Source organism: Rhodobacter viridis (genome assembly GCF_003217355.1).
Lineage (GTDB): Bacteria > Pseudomonadota > Alphaproteobacteria > Rhodobacterales > Rhodobacteraceae > Rhodobacter > Rhodobacter viridis.
Genome location: NZ_QJTK01000007.1, coordinates 25780 through 41515, shown reverse-complemented (window position 1 = coordinate 41515; position 15736 = coordinate 25780). Strand labels below are relative to the sequence as shown.

At 66.2% G+C, this 15736-nt stretch carries 14 protein-coding genes; 10 read left to right on the top strand and 4 right to left on the bottom strand.

From position 1 onward, the window contains the following. Positions 1–8: 8 nt before the first annotated feature. The 6 genes from C8J30_RS10380 to C8J30_RS10355 all read left to right on the top strand — a co-directional run bounded on the left by C8J30_RS10380 (position 9) and on the right by C8J30_RS10355 (position 6324). Positions 9–1046, top strand: a complete 1038-nt coding sequence (locus tag C8J30_RS10380) for a HupA family protein (RefSeq protein WP_146227893.1) — start codon at positions 9–11, stop codon at positions 1044–1046. Beyond that, positions 1027–2463 carry a hypothetical protein gene (locus C8J30_RS10375; RefSeq protein ID WP_220033716.1) on the top strand — a complete coding sequence of 479 codons (1437 nt, stop codon included), beginning with the start codon at positions 1027–1029 and terminating at the stop codon, positions 2461–2463. Before C8J30_RS10380 ends, C8J30_RS10375 begins: the two co-directional genes overlap by 20 nt. A gap of 57 nt (positions 2464–2520) precedes the next feature. Further along, positions 2521–2949 carry a VOC family protein gene (locus C8J30_RS10370; protein WP_110805784.1) on the top strand — a complete coding sequence of 143 codons (429 nt, stop codon included), beginning with the start codon at positions 2521–2523 and terminating at the stop codon, positions 2947–2949. Between the two features lie 99 nt (positions 2950–3048). Beyond that, complete coding sequence (locus tag C8J30_RS10365) at positions 3049–4413, top strand: hypothetical protein (protein WP_110805783.1); 1365 nt, start codon at positions 3049–3051, stop codon at positions 4411–4413. Between the two features lie 63 nt (positions 4414–4476). Next, on the top strand, positions 4477–4875 hold the full coding sequence (locus C8J30_RS10360) for a hypothetical protein (RefSeq protein ID WP_110805782.1): 399 nt from the start codon (positions 4477–4479) through the stop codon (positions 4873–4875). Between the two features lie 30 nt (positions 4876–4905). After that, a complete protein-coding gene (locus tag C8J30_RS10355; protein ID WP_110805781.1) occupies positions 4906–6324 on the top strand; it encodes a PepSY-associated TM helix domain-containing protein in 1419 nt (472 codons plus the stop codon). A gap of 54 nt (positions 6325–6378) precedes the next feature. Here the strand turns inward: C8J30_RS10355 and ychF are convergent, their stop codons facing one another. Then, positions 6379–7476: a redox-regulated ATPase YchF gene (gene ychF, locus C8J30_RS10350; protein ID WP_110805780.1), complete on the bottom strand. Its 1098-nt coding sequence runs from the start codon at positions 7474–7476 to the stop codon at positions 6379–6381. A 127-nt stretch (positions 7477–7603) separates the two neighbouring features. Between ychF and trpA the strand changes: the two genes are divergently transcribed. Together trpA and C8J30_RS10340 are read left to right on the top strand one after the other, a co-directional pair. Further along, a complete protein-coding gene (gene trpA, locus C8J30_RS10345; RefSeq protein WP_110805779.1) occupies positions 7604–8395 on the top strand; it encodes a tryptophan synthase subunit alpha in 792 nt (263 codons plus the stop codon). Between the two features lie 201 nt (positions 8396–8596). Next, positions 8597–9760, top strand: a complete 1164-nt coding sequence (locus C8J30_RS10340) for an alpha-hydroxy acid oxidase (RefSeq protein ID WP_110805778.1) — start codon at positions 8597–8599, stop codon at positions 9758–9760. 36 nt (positions 9761–9796) lie between these two features. Here the strand turns inward: C8J30_RS10340 and C8J30_RS10335 are convergent, their stop codons facing one another. Next, positions 9797–10948, bottom strand: a complete 1152-nt coding sequence (locus tag C8J30_RS10335; protein ID WP_110805777.1) for an MFS transporter — start codon at positions 10946–10948, stop codon at positions 9797–9799. 241 nt (positions 10949–11189) lie between these two features. Between C8J30_RS10335 and C8J30_RS10330 the strand changes: the two genes are divergently transcribed. Then, positions 11190–11789, top strand: coding sequence for a 50S ribosomal protein L25/general stress protein Ctc (locus tag C8J30_RS10330; RefSeq protein WP_110805776.1), 600 nt, complete (start codon positions 11190–11192; stop codon positions 11787–11789). A gap of 175 nt (positions 11790–11964) precedes the next feature. Then, positions 11965–12678: an aminoacyl-tRNA hydrolase gene (pth, locus tag C8J30_RS10325; protein ID WP_110805775.1), complete on the top strand. Its 714-nt coding sequence runs from the start codon at positions 11965–11967 to the stop codon at positions 12676–12678. Between the two features lie 11 nt (positions 12679–12689). Here the strand turns inward: pth and C8J30_RS10320 are convergent, their stop codons facing one another. Next, positions 12690–13535, bottom strand: a complete 846-nt coding sequence (locus tag C8J30_RS10320; protein WP_110805774.1) for a Hint domain-containing protein — start codon at positions 13533–13535, stop codon at positions 12690–12692. Between the two features lie 177 nt (positions 13536–13712). After that, positions 13713–15734, bottom strand: a complete 2022-nt coding sequence (rpoD, locus tag C8J30_RS10315; protein WP_110805773.1) for an RNA polymerase sigma factor RpoD — start codon at positions 15732–15734, stop codon at positions 13713–13715. Positions 15735–15736 lie beyond the last annotated feature (2 nt).

The following is a 15736-nucleotide window of genomic DNA, read 5'->3' as shown; positions in this document are numbered from 1 at the left end:
GGGCACGCTTGGCCGAGGCGGGGGCGACGGGGCCGTTGCAAATTGACTTTTTTGCGATTTTTCGTCAACTTTGGGCCAACGAGCAGTCAACGAAAGACAAAATAATGATCAGACGGGTTTGGCCGCTTGCGGCACTCCTTGCGATTGGCGCGTGCAGCGGACCGGCCATCATCTCTTCGGGTGGGAACAACGGCGGCGGCGGCGGCGACACCTCAAGCATTCCGCCGGAGCTCGCCAAAAACCTGAAATCGGTCAGCTTTGACGGCGAAACGATGAAGGTGAACATCGAAGGCGGCGACGGACATCCGGCAGAGGTGACATATGAGCGCGACACCCGGCTCGATGTGCCCGGGTATTCCGCCTACAGGACGCAGGAAACGCCGCTCGATCGGCTTTATGTGGCGCTCGGTGCGATTTCCACGGATGGTTCGGTGCAGGCGGTGACCGTGGGCGATGGCGGGGTTTCGAACGTCTATTACGCGGGCGGCAGCTACGACCGTGCGGGCGGCTTCGATGCGCCGAAGACCAATAGCGCCGACGGAACGGTGCATTACGCGGGCAGCTATGCCGCGGTGACGAACGTGAACGCGCCGCGCGACGGCGGGCCGGATGACGTTGCGCTGCCGGTGTCCGGATCCGTGTCCGGCAGCGTCATCCCCGCGCAGCCAAGCAGGGTGACAGGGGATATCTTCCTCGACACCAACTTTACCGACAACACGGTGCGGGGATCGATCTCGAACCGCGAGCTTGTCGATACGCACACGGCACTGGTCGATGTGATTTTGGTCCCCACCTCGATCGACCCGACTGACGATCCCGATACGAGAGCCGGCACCTTCAGCGGCGCGGCGGAATATGCGGACCAAACCGTGATCGGCACATATGGCGGCATCTTCGGCGGCGAGGGGGCGAATTCGGTGGCGGGCGTCGTGCACCTGACCGAGTTCAACCCGAACTGGGAAAACGAGCAGGAACACGGCGTCTTCGTGCTGACGCAATGCGGCCCGAGCAACACGTTGCCGATCTGTGACAATGTGGCCCCCTGAGGCGCTGCGGCGGCTGGCGGCGGCTTTGGTGCTGGGCCTTGCGGCGGCGGCTCCGGCCCCCGCCGAGACCCCGCGCCGCATTCCGGTGGCCGAAGCAACCGCCGAGCAACTGGGCACGGCGGCGGTGCAGGCGGTGGCCTCGGGACGGGCGCCCGAGGCGGCGGCTCTGGCCGCCGAGCTTTTGCACCGCGATCCGAAGAACCCGCTTGGCCATTACATCTTCGCCCGGCTGTCGCTGGCCGAGGGCAACACCGCCACCGCCCGAAAGGCGGCGCGGCGCAGCTTTTTCACCGCGCAGTCGCCGCGCCAGCATTACGAGGCGGCCCGCGTCGCCGGGCAGGCGGCTCTGGCCGAAAAGCGCTTTGGCGCGGCGGCGTTCTGGGCGCGTCAGACGATCCAATATGCCCCCGACGACCGGGCGCGGGCCGTTGGCGTGCGGGATTTCCGCCGTCTCGGCGCGCTCAATCCGCTCGCCTTCAACCTGAAGCTGGGGGTGCGGCCCTCGAACAACGTCAATGGCGGCGCGGATGACCGCACCAACGTGATCGACGGCTATGACACGGTGGGCTGGCTCAGCGACGATGCGATGGCCTTGGGCGGGGTCGTGGGCACGGCCGATGCCAGTGCCAGCCTGCGGGTTGCGCAAGATGCGACATCGCAGACCCGCGTCGGGCTGAGCGGTTACACGCGGCTTGTCGATTTCTACGGCCGTCCGATGGTGACGCCGATTTATTGGGGCAGCGGCACGCCCCCTGCCCCGGTCGAGATCCGCAACTCCGACTATTCGACCGCCTCGCTGGCTGCCAATCTGCAGCACAGCCGCAACTTCGGCTCCGGGTTCGTCGTCACCGGGCAGCTCGAGGCCGGGCGTCTGTGGCAGGGCGGCCTGCCCGCCTATGACTGGCAGGGGCTGGATCTGGCGGGCAGCAAGACGCTGAGCCCGCAGCTGCAGCTGAATTTCGGCGCCGCCTACGAGCGCCGCGACTGGGTCGACATGGCACGGATCGACCGGCGGCAGGAGCTGGATTTCGGCCTGCGCGGGGCCACCGCCAAAGGCACCTGGGGCGTCGGTCTGTCGGCCAGCACCCTGCTCAGCCCCTCGTCGCAATCGCGCTACTGGTCGGTGGCGGGCAGCGCCAGCTTTCAGCCCAAGGCGCAGCTTGGCCCGCTGGCCTTGAACCTTGCGGCCGGGGTCTCGACCACGGTCTACCCCGATTACATGGTCCTCTTCATGCATCCCGAAGGCGGGCGGCAAGATGACGCGATCTTTGCCGAGCTGGGAATGACGGTGCCGAAACTCGGCATCGCGGCCTTCGCCCCCGAGGTGAAGCTGCAGGCGCTGAAGGTCGACAGCAACGTCTCGCGCTTCAGCCGGTCCGAGGTTGCGGTCGCGGTGGGCTGGCGCTCGACCTTCTGAGGCGCTTGTGCCCGCCGATGATTGCGCTATCGTTCGCGCGAAATACGGAGACCTCCCATGCAGATACGCTATCTTCACACCATGCTGCGCGTGCTCGATTTGCAGTGCACGATGGATTTCTTTGCGCTTCTGGGCCTGCGCGAAACCCGTCGGATCGAGAATGAACAGGGCCGCTTCACGCTCGTCTTCATGGCCGCGCCGGGGCAGGAAGACACCCCGGTCGAGCTGACCTTCAACTGGGATGGCGATGCCGCCCTGCCGTCGGACAGCCGCCATTTCGGCCATCTCGCCTATGGGGTCGAGAATATCTACGACCTCTGCGCGCATCTGCAGGCGAACGGCGTGACGATCAACCGCCCGCCGCGCGATGGCCGCATGGCCTTCGTGCGCAGCCCCGACAATGCCTCGGTGGAACTCCTGCAGATCGGAGAGGCCCTGCCGCCCGCCGAGCCGTGGATTTCTATGCCCAACATCGGGCATTGGTAAACCTGCGCGATTATCACCCAGCCGCGGGGCGTTTCGCTCTGCGGCAACTTCGGCTAGATCGGGACGGCGGGGCCAGACCCGCGCAAGACCGAGGATGCCATGCCCGCCGAAGACCCTGTCACCGCCGATCTGATCCGCCGTCTGGGCGCGACCGACGCCCCCCTGCCGCTGGTGCAGGCGCTCGCGCAGGAGTTTGCCACCGGGCGGTTTCCCGACCCGGAACTGGCGCTGAACGGGCTGCGCGCGGCGCTGGCGGCGGCTGCCGAAACCGCCGCGCTGGCGGGTGAAAACGAAACCCTGCGTCAGGTTGCGGCGCTGAACGCCGCCGGAGACCGTGCCGCGGCCGCCGCCCTTCTGGACGGCGCGACGGAGGAGCCGCTTTTGGCCGCCGCAGCGCGACAGGACCGGATCTGCAACGCCCCCGAACAGGCCGCCGCACGGCAGATCGAGCGGCTCAAGGCCGCCGCCCCCGCGGGCGGGGTGTTCCGGGCGACCGTCGATCTGCTTTATGAAAAGCTGGCAGCCGGGGAGAAGGCGGGCGATCCCTTCGACATGCTCTTGGCGCTGGAACTCGCCAAGGCGCTTTACAAGCGCGCCAAGGGCGGCGAACTCGGTCAGGCGCAGACGAGCCTTGGCAATTGCCATCAGATCATCGGCCAGTTCCGCCCCGGGCGCAAACACCTCGACCTTGCGGCCGAGCTCTTCACCGCCGCCGCCAAGGCCGTCGCGCGGACGAAACAGCCGGAAAACTGGGCCTTTTCGCAGCACAATCTGGGCGGCATCCACGAGCTGATCGGCCTGCGCCACCGCGATGCCGCGATGCTGAAAAAGGCGATCAAGGCCTATTCGGCGGTGCTTGAGGTGTTCAATTCCCAGGGCTCGCCGCTCGAATGGGCAAACAGCACCGCGGCACGGGCGAATGTGCGCGCGGCTTTGGGCCGGATGACGGGCGATGCCGCGCTGATCGAAACCGCAATCGCGGATCTGGACGCCGTTCTTGAAGCGCTGAAGCAGGAAGACCACCCGGCCGACTGGGCCTCGGCGGTGGCGACGCTGGCGCTCGCCCGGCGGCATCTGGCCGAGGTGACCGGCGATGCGACGCCGCTGAGGACCGCGATCGAGGAGTTCGAGGCCGCGGATGCGGTTCTGGCCGGGCTTGAGACCCCGGCCGAGCGGGCGCGGTTGCAGCACAATCTCGGCCTGACGGCGCTGGCGCTGGCCCGGGCGCTGCCCGCAAGCGACGGCGCCGCGCGGGCGCAACAGGCCTTCGAGACCGCGCTGGCCTGTGGTCGTCGCGATCACGCCGATTACCGCTGGGCGGAAAGCCTGACCGGCCTTGCGCGGGTGGCGCTGATCCGCGGCGATCAGGCCGAAGCGGACCGGCTTTTGGCCGAAGCCCGGGCAGTGCTGGCGCTTGATCCCGCCAGCGCGGCGCTGAAAGACTGCGAAGACCTGCGCGCCTGATCTGCGCCCCACCCCGCATTTCGCTTTATTGACGCAGCGGAAATTCACCTTTACTGCGGCGGCATGAAGACGATGGCAAGGATAGGGCTGCGCGGGCTCGCCTCTTGGGCGATGCTGGTGGTTTTGATCCTTGCCGCGGGTCTTCCGGCCTCGGTGATGCCGACGCGCGGGCTCAGCGGCGCGGCGGAACTGGTGCTGTGCTCGGGGCACGGGCCAGTCGTCATCGTGCTTGATGCCGCATCGGGCAAGCCTGTCGTGCCACTGCCCGAGGACCGCGATCCGCGCTGCAAATGGGGCGCGCTGCATGCCTTTGCCACCGATGCGGGCCGCCCCGAAGTCGCCCCCGCGCCAGTTGGCTCTCTGCTCGCTCCGAGCTTCGCCCCCCCGCCCACCGCCCTGCGCGATGGTCAGGTGACGGGCCTTCCGCCCGCAACCGGCCCCCCTGCGATTGCCGTGATCTGACCCGATCTCACGTCAATCAAAGGAAAAATCATGACCGTTTTCACGCCGGGGGCCACGCCCTCCGAGGCGCCGTCGCGCCTGAACAGCTTTTACTTCACCGCATGGCGCTGGCATTTCTATGCCGGGCTTTACGTCGTGCCCTTCCTGCTGATGCTTGCCGTCACCGGCGCGCTGATGGTGTGGTTCACCGCCATCGACTCGGAATATGGCGACCGGATCGCCGTCACCCCCACGGCACAGGCGCAAAGCGTCAGCGCGCAGATCGCCGCCGCCGAGGCGGCGCATCCGGGCAGCCATGCCGACAAATACATTGCGCCGCGCGATGCCGAGACCCCGGCGATCGTGCGGGTGCAGGAGGGCGAGACGGCGCGGATGCTGGCCGTCGATCCCTATTCCGCGGCCGTTCTGGCGGACCGGACCGAGACCGGCACCTGGAACGAATGGCTGACCAACCTGCATGGCGAATTGCTCTGGGGTGGCAATGGCGGCCCGGGCGATACGCTGGTGGAAATCGCCGCAAGCCTTGGGGTGATGATGCTGACGAGCGGGCTTTACCTCGCCTGGCCGCGGGGCGGCAAAAGCTGGCGCGCGGTGCTGGTGCCGGATCTGGCCGCAAAAGGCCGCAGCTTCTGGAAATCGCTGCACCTGAGTTCGGGCGTCTGGGCCGCGCTCTTCCTCGGCTTCTTCCTGCTCACCGGCATGAGCTGGACCGGCGTCTGGGGCGGCAAGATCGTGCAACCCTGGTCGAGCTTTCCGGCCGCGAAATGGGATGCGGTGCCGCTGTCCGATGCAACCCATGCCGCGATGAACCACACCGCGCAGGAAGAGGTGCCGTGGGTGCTGGAACTGACGCCGCTGCCCGCGTCGGGTTCGCAGGCGGGGGTGCAACTTCTGCCGATGGGCACGCCGGTCACCTTCGAGACGGTGATGGCGGGCGCCCGGGCGCTTGGCTTTGACGCGCGGGTGCAGGTCTCGGCGCCCGCCGACAAGACCGGGGTCTGGACGCTGTCGCGCGATTCCCAAAGCTATGACAGCCCGAACCCGACCACGGACCGCACCGTGCATATCGACCAATACACCGGCAGGATTCTGGCCGATGTGCGCTATGACGATTACCCGCTGATGGGCAAGATGATGGCGGTGGGGATCGCGCTGCACGAGGGGCAGCTGGGGTTGTGGAGCGTCGCGCTCAATCTGGCGATCTGCGCGACCTTGGCGCTGAGCACGATTGCGGGCGTGGTGCTGTGGTGGAAACGCCGCCCCACCGGCGCCGGTCGTCTGGCCGCCCCGCCGCGCGTGCCAGAGGCGCCGCTGTGGAAAGGCGGCCTTGTCGTCGCGGCCCTCGTGGCGCTCGCCTTCCCGCTGGGAGGGGCTGTCATCGTGGCGGTTCTGCTGCTCGACGCGCTGGTGCTGCGCCATGTCCCGGCGCTGAAACGGGTGCTCTCGTAACGAAAACGCCGCCCCGGATCACCGGGGCGGCGTTTTTCAAGTGTTTAACTGTGTTTACGCGTTGAACAGGAAGTGCAGCACGTCGCCGTCTTGCACTTCGTAGGTCTTGCCCTCGACGCGGAACTTGCCCGCCTCTTTCGCGCCGCTCTCGCCGCGATATTGGACGTAATCGTCGTAAGCCACGGTTTCCGAACGGATGAAGCCGCGCTCGAAATCGCCGTGGATCACGCCCGCGGCGGCGGGGGCCAGCGTGCCCTTGCGGATCGTCCAGGCGCGGGCCTCTTTCGGGCCGACGGTGAAATAGGTCTGCAGGCCGAGAAGGTCGTGACCGGCGCGGATCAGACGGTCCAGCCCCGCCTCGTGCAGGCCGAGTTCCTCGAGGAACATCGTCGCCTCGTCGGGGGCGAGCTGGGAAATCTCTTCCTCGATCTTCGCCGAAATCACCACCGCGGCAGCGCCGCTGGCCCGCGCCATCTCGGCGACGCGCTCGGATTGCGCATTGCCCTTGGCGGCGTTCTCTTCCTCGACGTTGCAGACGTAAAGCACGGGTTTTGCCGTCAGCAGTTGCAGCATCCCCCAGGCCTTGCGGTCATCGTCCGCGACCTTGACCGTGCGCGCCGGGCGGCCCGCCTCGAGCGCCTCTTTCGCGGCCAGCATCAGCCGCGCATCTTCCTTGGCCTGCTTGTCGCCCGCATTGATCTTGCGCGCGATGTTGTTCAGCCGCTTTTCCAGGCTTTCGAGATCGGCAATCATCAGCTCGGTCTCGATCGTCTCGGCATCGGCCAAGGGATCGACGCGGCCCTCGACATGGGTCACGTCGCCGTCTTCGAAACAGCGCAGCACATGGGCGATGGCGTCGGTCTCGCGGATGTTGGCCAGAAACTGGTTGCCGAGCCCCTCGCCCTTCGAGGCGCCCTTCACGAGGCCCGCGATATCGACAAAGGTCATCCGCGTCGGGATGATCTGTTTCGACCCGGCAATCTCGGCCAGCTTGTCAAGGCGCGGATCGGGCACGGCCACCTCGCCGACATTCGGCTCGATGGTGCAGAAGGGGAAGTTCGCCGCCTGCGCCGCGGCGGTTTTCGTCAGCGCGTTGAACAGCGTCGATTTGCCGACGTTCGGCAAGCCCACGATCCCCATGCGAAAGCCCATGTCACTCTCCTTGATGATTGCGCGCCTCTTACGCGGGGATGGGGCGCAAAGCAAGCCGCGGCCCTTTCGCCATTGATTTTCTGCGCTGCTTCCCGCAAACCCGCACGGACATTCGAAGGGGACCACCATGACTCGCATCGACGCCAAATTCGCCGCCCTGAAGGCCGAGGGCAAGAAAGCCTTCGTCGCCTATATCATGGCGGGGGACCCGGATCTGGCGACCTCGGCCGAGATCCTGAAAGGCATGCCCGCGGCGGGCGTCGACATCATCGAGCTGGGCCTGCCCTTCACCGATCCGATGGCCGATGGCACGACGATCCAGCTGGCGGGGCAACGCGCCCTCGATGGCGGGCAGACGCTGCAGAAGACCCTCGACATGGTGGCCGAGTTCCGCAAGACCGACGACACCACGCCGATCGTGATGATGGGCTACTACAACCCGATCTACAATCGCGGCGTCGCCCGGTTTCTGGCCGATGCGAAGGCCGCGGGCATCGACGGGCTGATCGTCGTCGATCTGCCGCCCGAGGAAGACGCCGAGCTGTGCCTTCCGGCGGCAGAGGCGGGGATCAACTTCATTCGCCTCGCGACGCCGACGACCGATGACAAGCGCCTGCCGAAGGTGCTGCAGAACACCTCTGGCTTCGTCTATTACGTCTCGGTGACCGGCATCACCGGCTCGCAGGCCGCGCAGGTGGCCGATGTCGCGCCGGAAGTGGCGCGGATCAAGGCGGCAACCGATCTGCCGCTGATCGTCGGGTTCGGCATCTCGACCCCCGAGGCGGCGCAGTCGATTGCCGCCGTCGCCGATGGCTGCGTCGTCGGCTCGGCCATCGTCAAGGAGATCGGCGCGGGAAAGAGCCCGGCCGAGGTTCTGGCCACCGTCGCGGCGCTGGCCGCGGGCGCGCATTCGGCCTGAGCGCCCATCCTGCCCGTGCGCCCATCCTGCCCGTGCGCCCATCCTGCCCGTGCGGAGGGGGGCGCTGCCCCCCGTCCTTCGGACTCCCCCCGAGATATTTGGGACAAGATGAAACAGGCGGCCTTTGGCGCGACCTGACCAGTTGCTTGCAATCCTCGCAAGAATTGGTAAGTTCACTTGACCAGTTGGGAGGAGGGACCCGTGACCGTCATCACCTGCATCGACGATCTGAAGGCGTTGCACCGGAAACGCACGCCGAAGATGTTCTACGATTACTGCGAAAGCGGCTCTTATACCGAGCAGACCTTCCGCGAGAACACCACGGATTTCGCGCAGATCCGGTTGCGGCAGAAGGTGGCGGTGGACATGTCCGGCCGTTCGACCGCGAGCACGATGGCGGGCCAGCCGGTCGCGATGCCGGTGGCTTTGGCGCCGGTCGGGCTTTTGGGCATGCAGCGGGCGGATGGCGAGATCAAGGCGGCGCGGGCAGCGGCGAAATTCGGCGTGCCCTTCACGCTGTCGACAATGTCGATCTGTTCGATCGAGGATGTGGCGGCCCAGTCCCCCGATCCGTTCTGGTTCCAGCTTTACGTGATGCGCGATGAAGACTTCGTCGATGCGATCATCGAGCGGGCGAAGAAGGCGCGCTGCTCGGCGCTGGTGCTGACGCTCGATCTGCAAATTCTGGGCCAGCGACACAAGGATCTGAAGAACGGCCTGACCGCGCCGCCGAAGCTGACGCCGGCGAACCTGATCGACATGGCGACGAAGCTGACCTGGGGCCGCGAGATGCTGGCCACGCCGCGCCGCTTCTTTGGCAATATCGTCGGCCATGCCAAGGGCGTCGGCGATGCGGCCTCGCTGATGAGCTGGACCTCGGAGCAGTTCGACCCCTGTCTCGACTGGACAAAGATTGCCCGGATCCGCGATCAATGGGGCGGCAAGTTCATCCTGAAAGGCATTCTGGATGCCGAGGACGCCCGCGCCGCCGCCGATTTCGGCGCCGATGCGATCATCGTGTCAAACCACGGCGGGCGGCAGCTGGATGGCGCGCTCAGTTCCATCCGCATGCTGCCCGAGATCGTGCAGGCGGTTGGGGACAAGACCGAGGTCTGGCTCGACAGCGGCATCCGCTCGGGTCAGGACATCCTGAAGGCGCTGGCGCTGGGGGCAACGGGCACGATGATCGGCCGCGCCTATGTGCATGGCCTCGGCGCGATGGGCGAGGCGGGGGTGACCAAGGCGCTTGAGGTGATGCGCAAGGAGCTGGACATCTCGATGGCGCTGTGTGGCGAGAAGCGGGTGCAGGATCTCGGCCGCGACAACCTGCTGGTGCCCGAGGGCTTCTTCACCACTTACCGCTGAGCAGGCGGGCCCGGGACACCCCGGGCCGTCATCCCCTCAGGCGCGCCTGATCCGCTTCAGCGCCCAGAGGCCGGGCAGGATCGAGGCCATCACCAGCGCCACCGCGACAAAGGCCGCGCGCAGACCAAAGGCCTGCGCCAAGGCGCCCATCACCACCGGGCCGATGAAAAAGCCGGTGAAGCCGATCATCCACGAGCGCGAGATCGCGAGCGCCCGCTCGGCCGGGGCCACCCGCTGCCCCAGAAGCGAATTGGCCGAGGGCACGACGACCGCGACGCCCATGCCGATCATGCCGATGCCCAGAACGGCGAGCGCCTGCACCGGGGCAACCGCGGTCACCAGCGCGCCAAGGCAGCCCAGCACGGCGGAAAGCGCCACAAGACGCGCCTCGCCCAGACGGGCGGCGAGCAGTTGCCCGCCAAACCGTCCCGCCGCCATCGTCAGACCCAGCATCGCCGGGCCGAAGGCGCCCTCGCCCGGAGCCCCGCCCAAATTGCGCTCGATATGCAGCGCCGACCAGGTCTCGGTCGCATTCTCGGCGACGAAAGCCGCGAACAGGATCGCCGCCGCCGCCAGCGCCGCCGCCCAGGGCGTGCGGGCGGCCGCTTTCGCCTCGGCCTCCTCGGCGGAGGCATGCGCCCGCCGCGCCTCGATCATCGCGGCGGCCATTGCGACCAGAACCAGCCCCAGCACCGGCTGCACCGCCTCGGGCGCAAAGCCCGCCCGCCGCGCCATTCCGGCAAGCAGGGCCGAGACCGCAAACCCCGCCGAGAAGAGCGCATGGTTCCAGTTCATCAGCGGCAGGCCGGTGTCATGTTCGAGTTCGGAGATCCGCACATTCGCGGCCAGATCGAGGCTCGACATCGCGACGCCCATGACGACGAGCGCCAGCGCCAGCGCCGGACCCGAATGGATCAGCAGCGGCATCAGCGCGGCAAAGGCCAGAAACGCCCCGGTCAGCGGCAGGATGCGCAGGCCAAGCCAGCGCCCGACCTGCGGCGCCAGCGCCATCGCGGCCATGCCCCCCACGGCGGAGCCGAGCAGCAGCACGCCGAACAGCCCGTCCTCGACCCCGGCCCGCGCCTTGAATTCCGGCATCTGCGCCGCGAAAGCGCCCCAGAATACCCCGAGGGCACAAAGCCCCAACCCCGTCGCGCGGCTCACCCGCGCCACTTGCAGCAATGCCATGCCTGCCCCCTTCAAAGCGCTTTGGAGACGCGTAACACAGCCTGCGACCCGCGCCCACTCCCCGGGGCGCGGACATCGGCACGGTTTCGCCGGGGCTGTTACCAAAGCGTGATGAAACCCTGCAAAACAAGGCGCGAATCTGGGCGCGAATCTGCTGGACAAGCGGGGGCTTCCCCTCTATCTCCCCCCCTTCATGGGCCCCACCCTTGGAGGGGGCCTCAATTTGCATTGGAGATACCAAATGGCGAAAGAGATCGAAACTCTCGTAGCCGAGGTGCGCACGGGGACGGGCAAGGGGGCCGCTCGCGCAGCACGTCGTGAGGGCAAGGTTCCCGGGATCGTTTATGGCGACGGCAAAGAGCCGCTGGCCATCAACCTCGACTACAACAAGCTGCTGACCCGCCTGCGCAAGGGCCGGTTCATGTCGACGCTGTTCAACCTGCACATCGACGGGCAGGACGACGTCCGCGTGATCTGCCGCGGCGTGCAGAAGGACGTGGTGAAGGATCTGCCGACCCACATCGACTTCTTGCGCACCCACCGCGCCTCGCGCATCAACCTGTTCATCCACGTGAACTTCGACAACGCCGAAGCCAGCCCTGGCCTGAAGCGTGGCGGCACCCTGACCATCGTGCGTCCGGAAGTCGAACTCGAAGTGCTCGCCGGGGACATTCCGGACCACATCACCGTCGACCTGACCGGCCGCAACATCGGTGACGTGATCCACATCAACGACATCCCGCTGCCGGAAGGCTGCAAGCCCACGATCGACCGCAACTTCGTCGTTGCCAACATCGCGGCGCCCTCGGGTCTCGTCTCGGCCGATCACGCCGAAGAGTAATCCTTTCCGCAAGGAAACGGGAAACGCCGGGCATCTGCCCGGCGTTTCACTTTAAGCCTCCGGCGGAGGTACTTATGGCAAGATGAAACACCCATTCATCTTGCCATAAATACCTCGGGGGTGCGGGGGCTGGCCCCCGCCCGCTCGGGCCGGGACGCGCCACAGGAGAGTCGCGATGCAGCTTTGGGTCGGCCTTGGCAATCCGGGGGCGAAATATGCCGCGAACCGGCACAACATCGGCTTCATGGCGGTCGATCGCATCGCCGCCGATCATGGCTTCGCGCCGTGGAAGAAGGCGTTTCAGGGCTTTGTTGCCGAGGGTCGGTTCGGCTCGACCCGGGTGATCCTCCTCAAACCCGAGACCTTCATGAACCTTTCGGGGCAATCGGTGCGGGCGGCGGCGGATTTCTACAAGGTCCCGGTCGAGGCGATCACCGTCTTTCACGATGAGCTGGACCTTGCCCCCGGCAAACTGCGGCTGAAGCAGGGCGGCGGTCATGCGGGCCACAACGGGCTGCGCTCGATCCATCAGCACATGGGCGAGGCCTATGCGCGGGTGCGCCTCGGCATCGGGCATCCGGGCGACAAGGACCGGGTGGCGGGCTATGTGCTGTCGGATTTCGCCAAGGCCGAGGCGGTCTGGCTGGACGATCTGATGCGCGGGATTTCCGACGGGGCGGCAGCGCTCGCGGCGGGCGACGGGGCGAAGTTCCTCAATGCCGTTGCGCTGCGCACGGCGCCGCCGCGGTCCTCGACCGGAACCAGACCGGCGGAAGCCCCGGCCCCAGCTTCGGCCCCAGCCCCGGCTCCCAGCGCGAAGACCACGCCCGAGCCCAAGGAAGACACCCGGTCCGCGCTGGAAAAGTTGGCGGACCGGTTCAAGCGCTGATCACGGCAGGCTCAGGCCGGGACTTTCGTCGTCAAGCATTTGCGCTTGTCCTTGAGCACGGGCACCGCATCGGCCGTCGTGCCGAGGTGGCAGGTGGTCGGGCACGGCCGGTTCGCCATCTCCAACTCCTGCGCGCAGCTCGCCTTGCGGATCGCCTCCATGCGGGCGAGATGCTTGGCAAAATGCGCCTCCAACCCGCCATCGAACTCGATTTCCCGGCGGATCAGATCCACCGCCACATCGAAGGGCAGCGTCGCGACATCGGGCATATGCGCCAGCGTGTCATTCGGATCGAGGTCGGCCCAATCGTCGAACATCGAGCCGATATCGCACAGCATCACCGCACCACGATCGGTCACCACAAGCTCGGGACGCTCGAAGCGGAAGCGATAGAGCACCGCCTTCGGGCCGGGGTTCACCGTGATCACCTGCGGCATCAGGCCCAGCACCTTGGCCGGCACCAGAAGCAGGCCCTTGCCCAGTTCCTTGGCCGCCAGATCGCTTTGCAGAAGCACGCATTGCTCGGGCGCGATGAAGCGGTTGCGGGTGTTGCCGAACAGACCTGCAGGCAGGCTGAGCGGCCAGAACCGATGCGGCATCGGATGGCGCAGCCGCGAGACCGGGAAGCGCTCGATCGTCATCACCGTGGCCAGGCCGCCGGCGAAGGTCCGCATCGCCTCGCCTTCGAGGATGCTCGACACACGACGCAACCCGCGCGAGGTCTGCAAGACGGTCTCGCCGTAGAACCCCTGCGCCAGATCGAGAAACTCGTCCGTGCGCCGCAGGTGTTGGCCCGTCGTGGCCATGCGATCGTCGAAATGGAACACGTCGGCGAACGTATCACGGAACATGGTCATCTTGCGCCCTCCATCTCTTCCCACCGACTAAAGTCTTGCACCGAGAGTCTTAAGGGGCAGTTGACAGGTCCTGAAAAAAGCAGAGTGAAATGCACATTTTCAACTTTTACTTGAATGACGCTGCGTCAAAAAAATGCGCCCCGCGGGGCGCATTTTGGAGATCGTCCATGGGCTCGCTTACTGGTCGAGGAAGCTGCGCAGCTTGCGCGAGCGGCTCGGATGTTTGAGCTTGCGCAAGGCCTTGGCCTCGATCTGACGGATCCGTTCGCGGGTCACGCTGAACTGCTGCCCCACCTCTTCGAGCGTGTGGTCGGTGTTCATGCCGATGCCGAAACGCATCCGCAGCACACGTTCCTCGCGCGGGGTGAGCGAGGCCAGAACCCGCGTCGTCGTTTCCTTGAGGTTTTCCTGAATCGCGCTGTCCAAGGGCAGGATCGCGTTCTTGTCCTCGATGAAATCGCCAAGCTGGCTGTCTTCCTCGTCGCCGATCGGCGTTTCGAGCGAGATCGGTTCCTTGGCGATCTTCATCACCTTGCGGACCTTCTCGAGCGGCATCTGCAGCTTTTCGGCCAGTTCTTCCGGGGTCGGTTCGCGGCCGATCTCGTGCAGCATCTGACGGCCGGTCCGCACCAGCTTGTTGATCGTCTCGATCATGTGCACCGGAATACGGATGGTGCGCGCCTGATCGGCGATCGAGCGGGTGATCGCCTGCCGGATCCACCAGGTCGCATAGGTCGAGAACTTGTAGCCGCGGCGGTATTCGAACTTGTCGACCGCCTTCATCAGGCCGATGTTGCCTTCCTGAATGAGGTCGAGGAATTGCAGCCCGCGGTTGGTGTATTTCTTGGCGATCGAGATCACGAGACGCAGGTTCGCCTCGACCATTTCCTTCTTCGCCTGCCGCGCCTCTTTCTCGCCCTTCTGCACCTGGTTCACGATGCGGCGGAATTCCGAGATGTCGACGCCGACATACTGCCCGACCTGCGCCATTTCCTGCCGCAGGTCTTCGAGCTTGTCGCGGCTCTTTTCAAACAGCGTCGACCAGGCCCGGGCGGGTTTCGACGCCATCCGGTCCATCCAGGTCGGATCGAGTTCGTAGCCGCGGTATTCGTCGATGAATTCGCGCCGGTTGATCCGGGCGGCATCGGCGAGCTTCACCATGCCAGAGTCGATCGACATGATCTTGCGGTTGATCCCGTAAAGCTGGTCGATCAGCGCTTCGATCCGGTTGTTGTGCAGATGCAGCTCGTTGACCAGCAGCACGATTTCCGAGCGCAGCTTCTGGTACGCGGCTTCCTCGGCCACCGTGAAGGTGCCGTCCTCGTTCAGCGTCGCCGACATCCGCAGATCCTGCATCTCGGCAAGTTTCGCATAGTCGCGCGCGATCAGGTCGAGCGTCTCGAGCACCTTGGGCTTGAGCGCGGCTTCCATCGCGGCGAGGCTCATGTTCGAGCTGTCGTCGTCCTCGTCTTCCTCGTCCATGCGCGAGATCGGGTTGCCGTCCGCGTCATATTCGGGCTCGTCCGAGGCCGGACGGCGCTGCGCCGGGGCGGCGCCTTCGGCGCCTTCCAGATCCAGCCCCTCGACCGGACCTTCGATCCCGTCCATGCCCTCGATGCCCTCGTCGCCATCGAGCGAGCGGCCGAAGGTCGCTTCAAGGTCGATCACGTCGCGCAGCAGGATCTCTTCGGACAGAAGTTCGTCGCGCCAGATCGTGATCGCCTGAAAGGTCAGCGGGCTTTCGCAAAGCCCCGCGATCATCGTGTTGCGGCCGGCTTCGATGCGCTTGGCGATGGCGATCTCGCCCTCGCGCGACAGCAGCTCGACCGAGCCCATCTCGCGCAGATACATCCGCACCGGGTCGTCGGTGCGATCAAGCGTCTCGCCCGCCGCGCCCGCCACCGCGATCTCGCGCGAGCCGGAGCCGGTCTCGACAACCTCGCCGCCTTCACTTTCCTCGACTTCCTCGCCCTCGACGACGTTGATGCCCATTTCGGAGAGCATCGACATCACGTCTTCGATCTGCTCGCCCGAGACCGTTTCAGGCGGCATCACCGCGTTGAGCTGATCGATGGTGATATAGCCGCGTTCCTTCGCCTCGGCGATCATCCGCTTGACGGCGGCCTGGCTCATGTCGAAGGAAGCGTCCTCGTCGGCGGCGGTGTCGGGCTTGGTGTCGTCGATGTCCTTGGCGGCCATGG

Excerpts from the sequence above, each read along its gene's own strand:
- C8J30_RS10370 (WP_110805784.1), top strand. The coding sequence starts at position 2,521 with ATGCAGATACGCTATCTTCACACCATGCTGCGCGTGCTCGATTTGCAG.
- C8J30_RS10365 (WP_110805783.1), top strand. The coding sequence starts at position 3,049 with ATGCCCGCCGAAGACCCTGTCACCGCCGATCTGATCCGCCGTCTGGGC.
- C8J30_RS10360 (WP_110805782.1), top strand. The coding sequence starts at position 4,477 with ATGAAGACGATGGCAAGGATAGGGCTGCGCGGGCTCGCCTCTTGGGCG.
- C8J30_RS10355 (WP_110805781.1), top strand. The coding sequence starts at position 4,906 with ATGACCGTTTTCACGCCGGGGGCCACGCCCTCCGAGGCGCCGTCGCGC.
- ychF (WP_110805780.1), bottom strand. The coding sequence starts at position 7,476 with ATGGGCTTTCGCATGGGGATCGTGGGCTTGCCGAACGTCGGCAAATCG.
- trpA (WP_110805779.1), top strand. The coding sequence starts at position 7,604 with ATGACTCGCATCGACGCCAAATTCGCCGCCCTGAAGGCCGAGGGCAAG.
- C8J30_RS10335 (WP_110805777.1), bottom strand. The coding sequence starts at position 10,948 with ATGGCATTGCTGCAAGTGGCGCGGGTGAGCCGCGCGACGGGGTTGGGG.
- C8J30_RS10330 (WP_110805776.1), top strand. The coding sequence starts at position 11,190 with ATGGCGAAAGAGATCGAAACTCTCGTAGCCGAGGTGCGCACGGGGACG.
- pth (WP_110805775.1), top strand. The coding sequence starts at position 11,965 with ATGCAGCTTTGGGTCGGCCTTGGCAATCCGGGGGCGAAATATGCCGCG.
- C8J30_RS10320 (WP_110805774.1), bottom strand. The coding sequence starts at position 13,535 with ATGACCATGTTCCGTGATACGTTCGCCGACGTGTTCCATTTCGACGAT.
- rpoD (WP_110805773.1), bottom strand. The coding sequence starts at position 15,734 with ATGGCCGCCAAGGACATCGACGACACCAAGCCCGACACCGCCGCCGAC.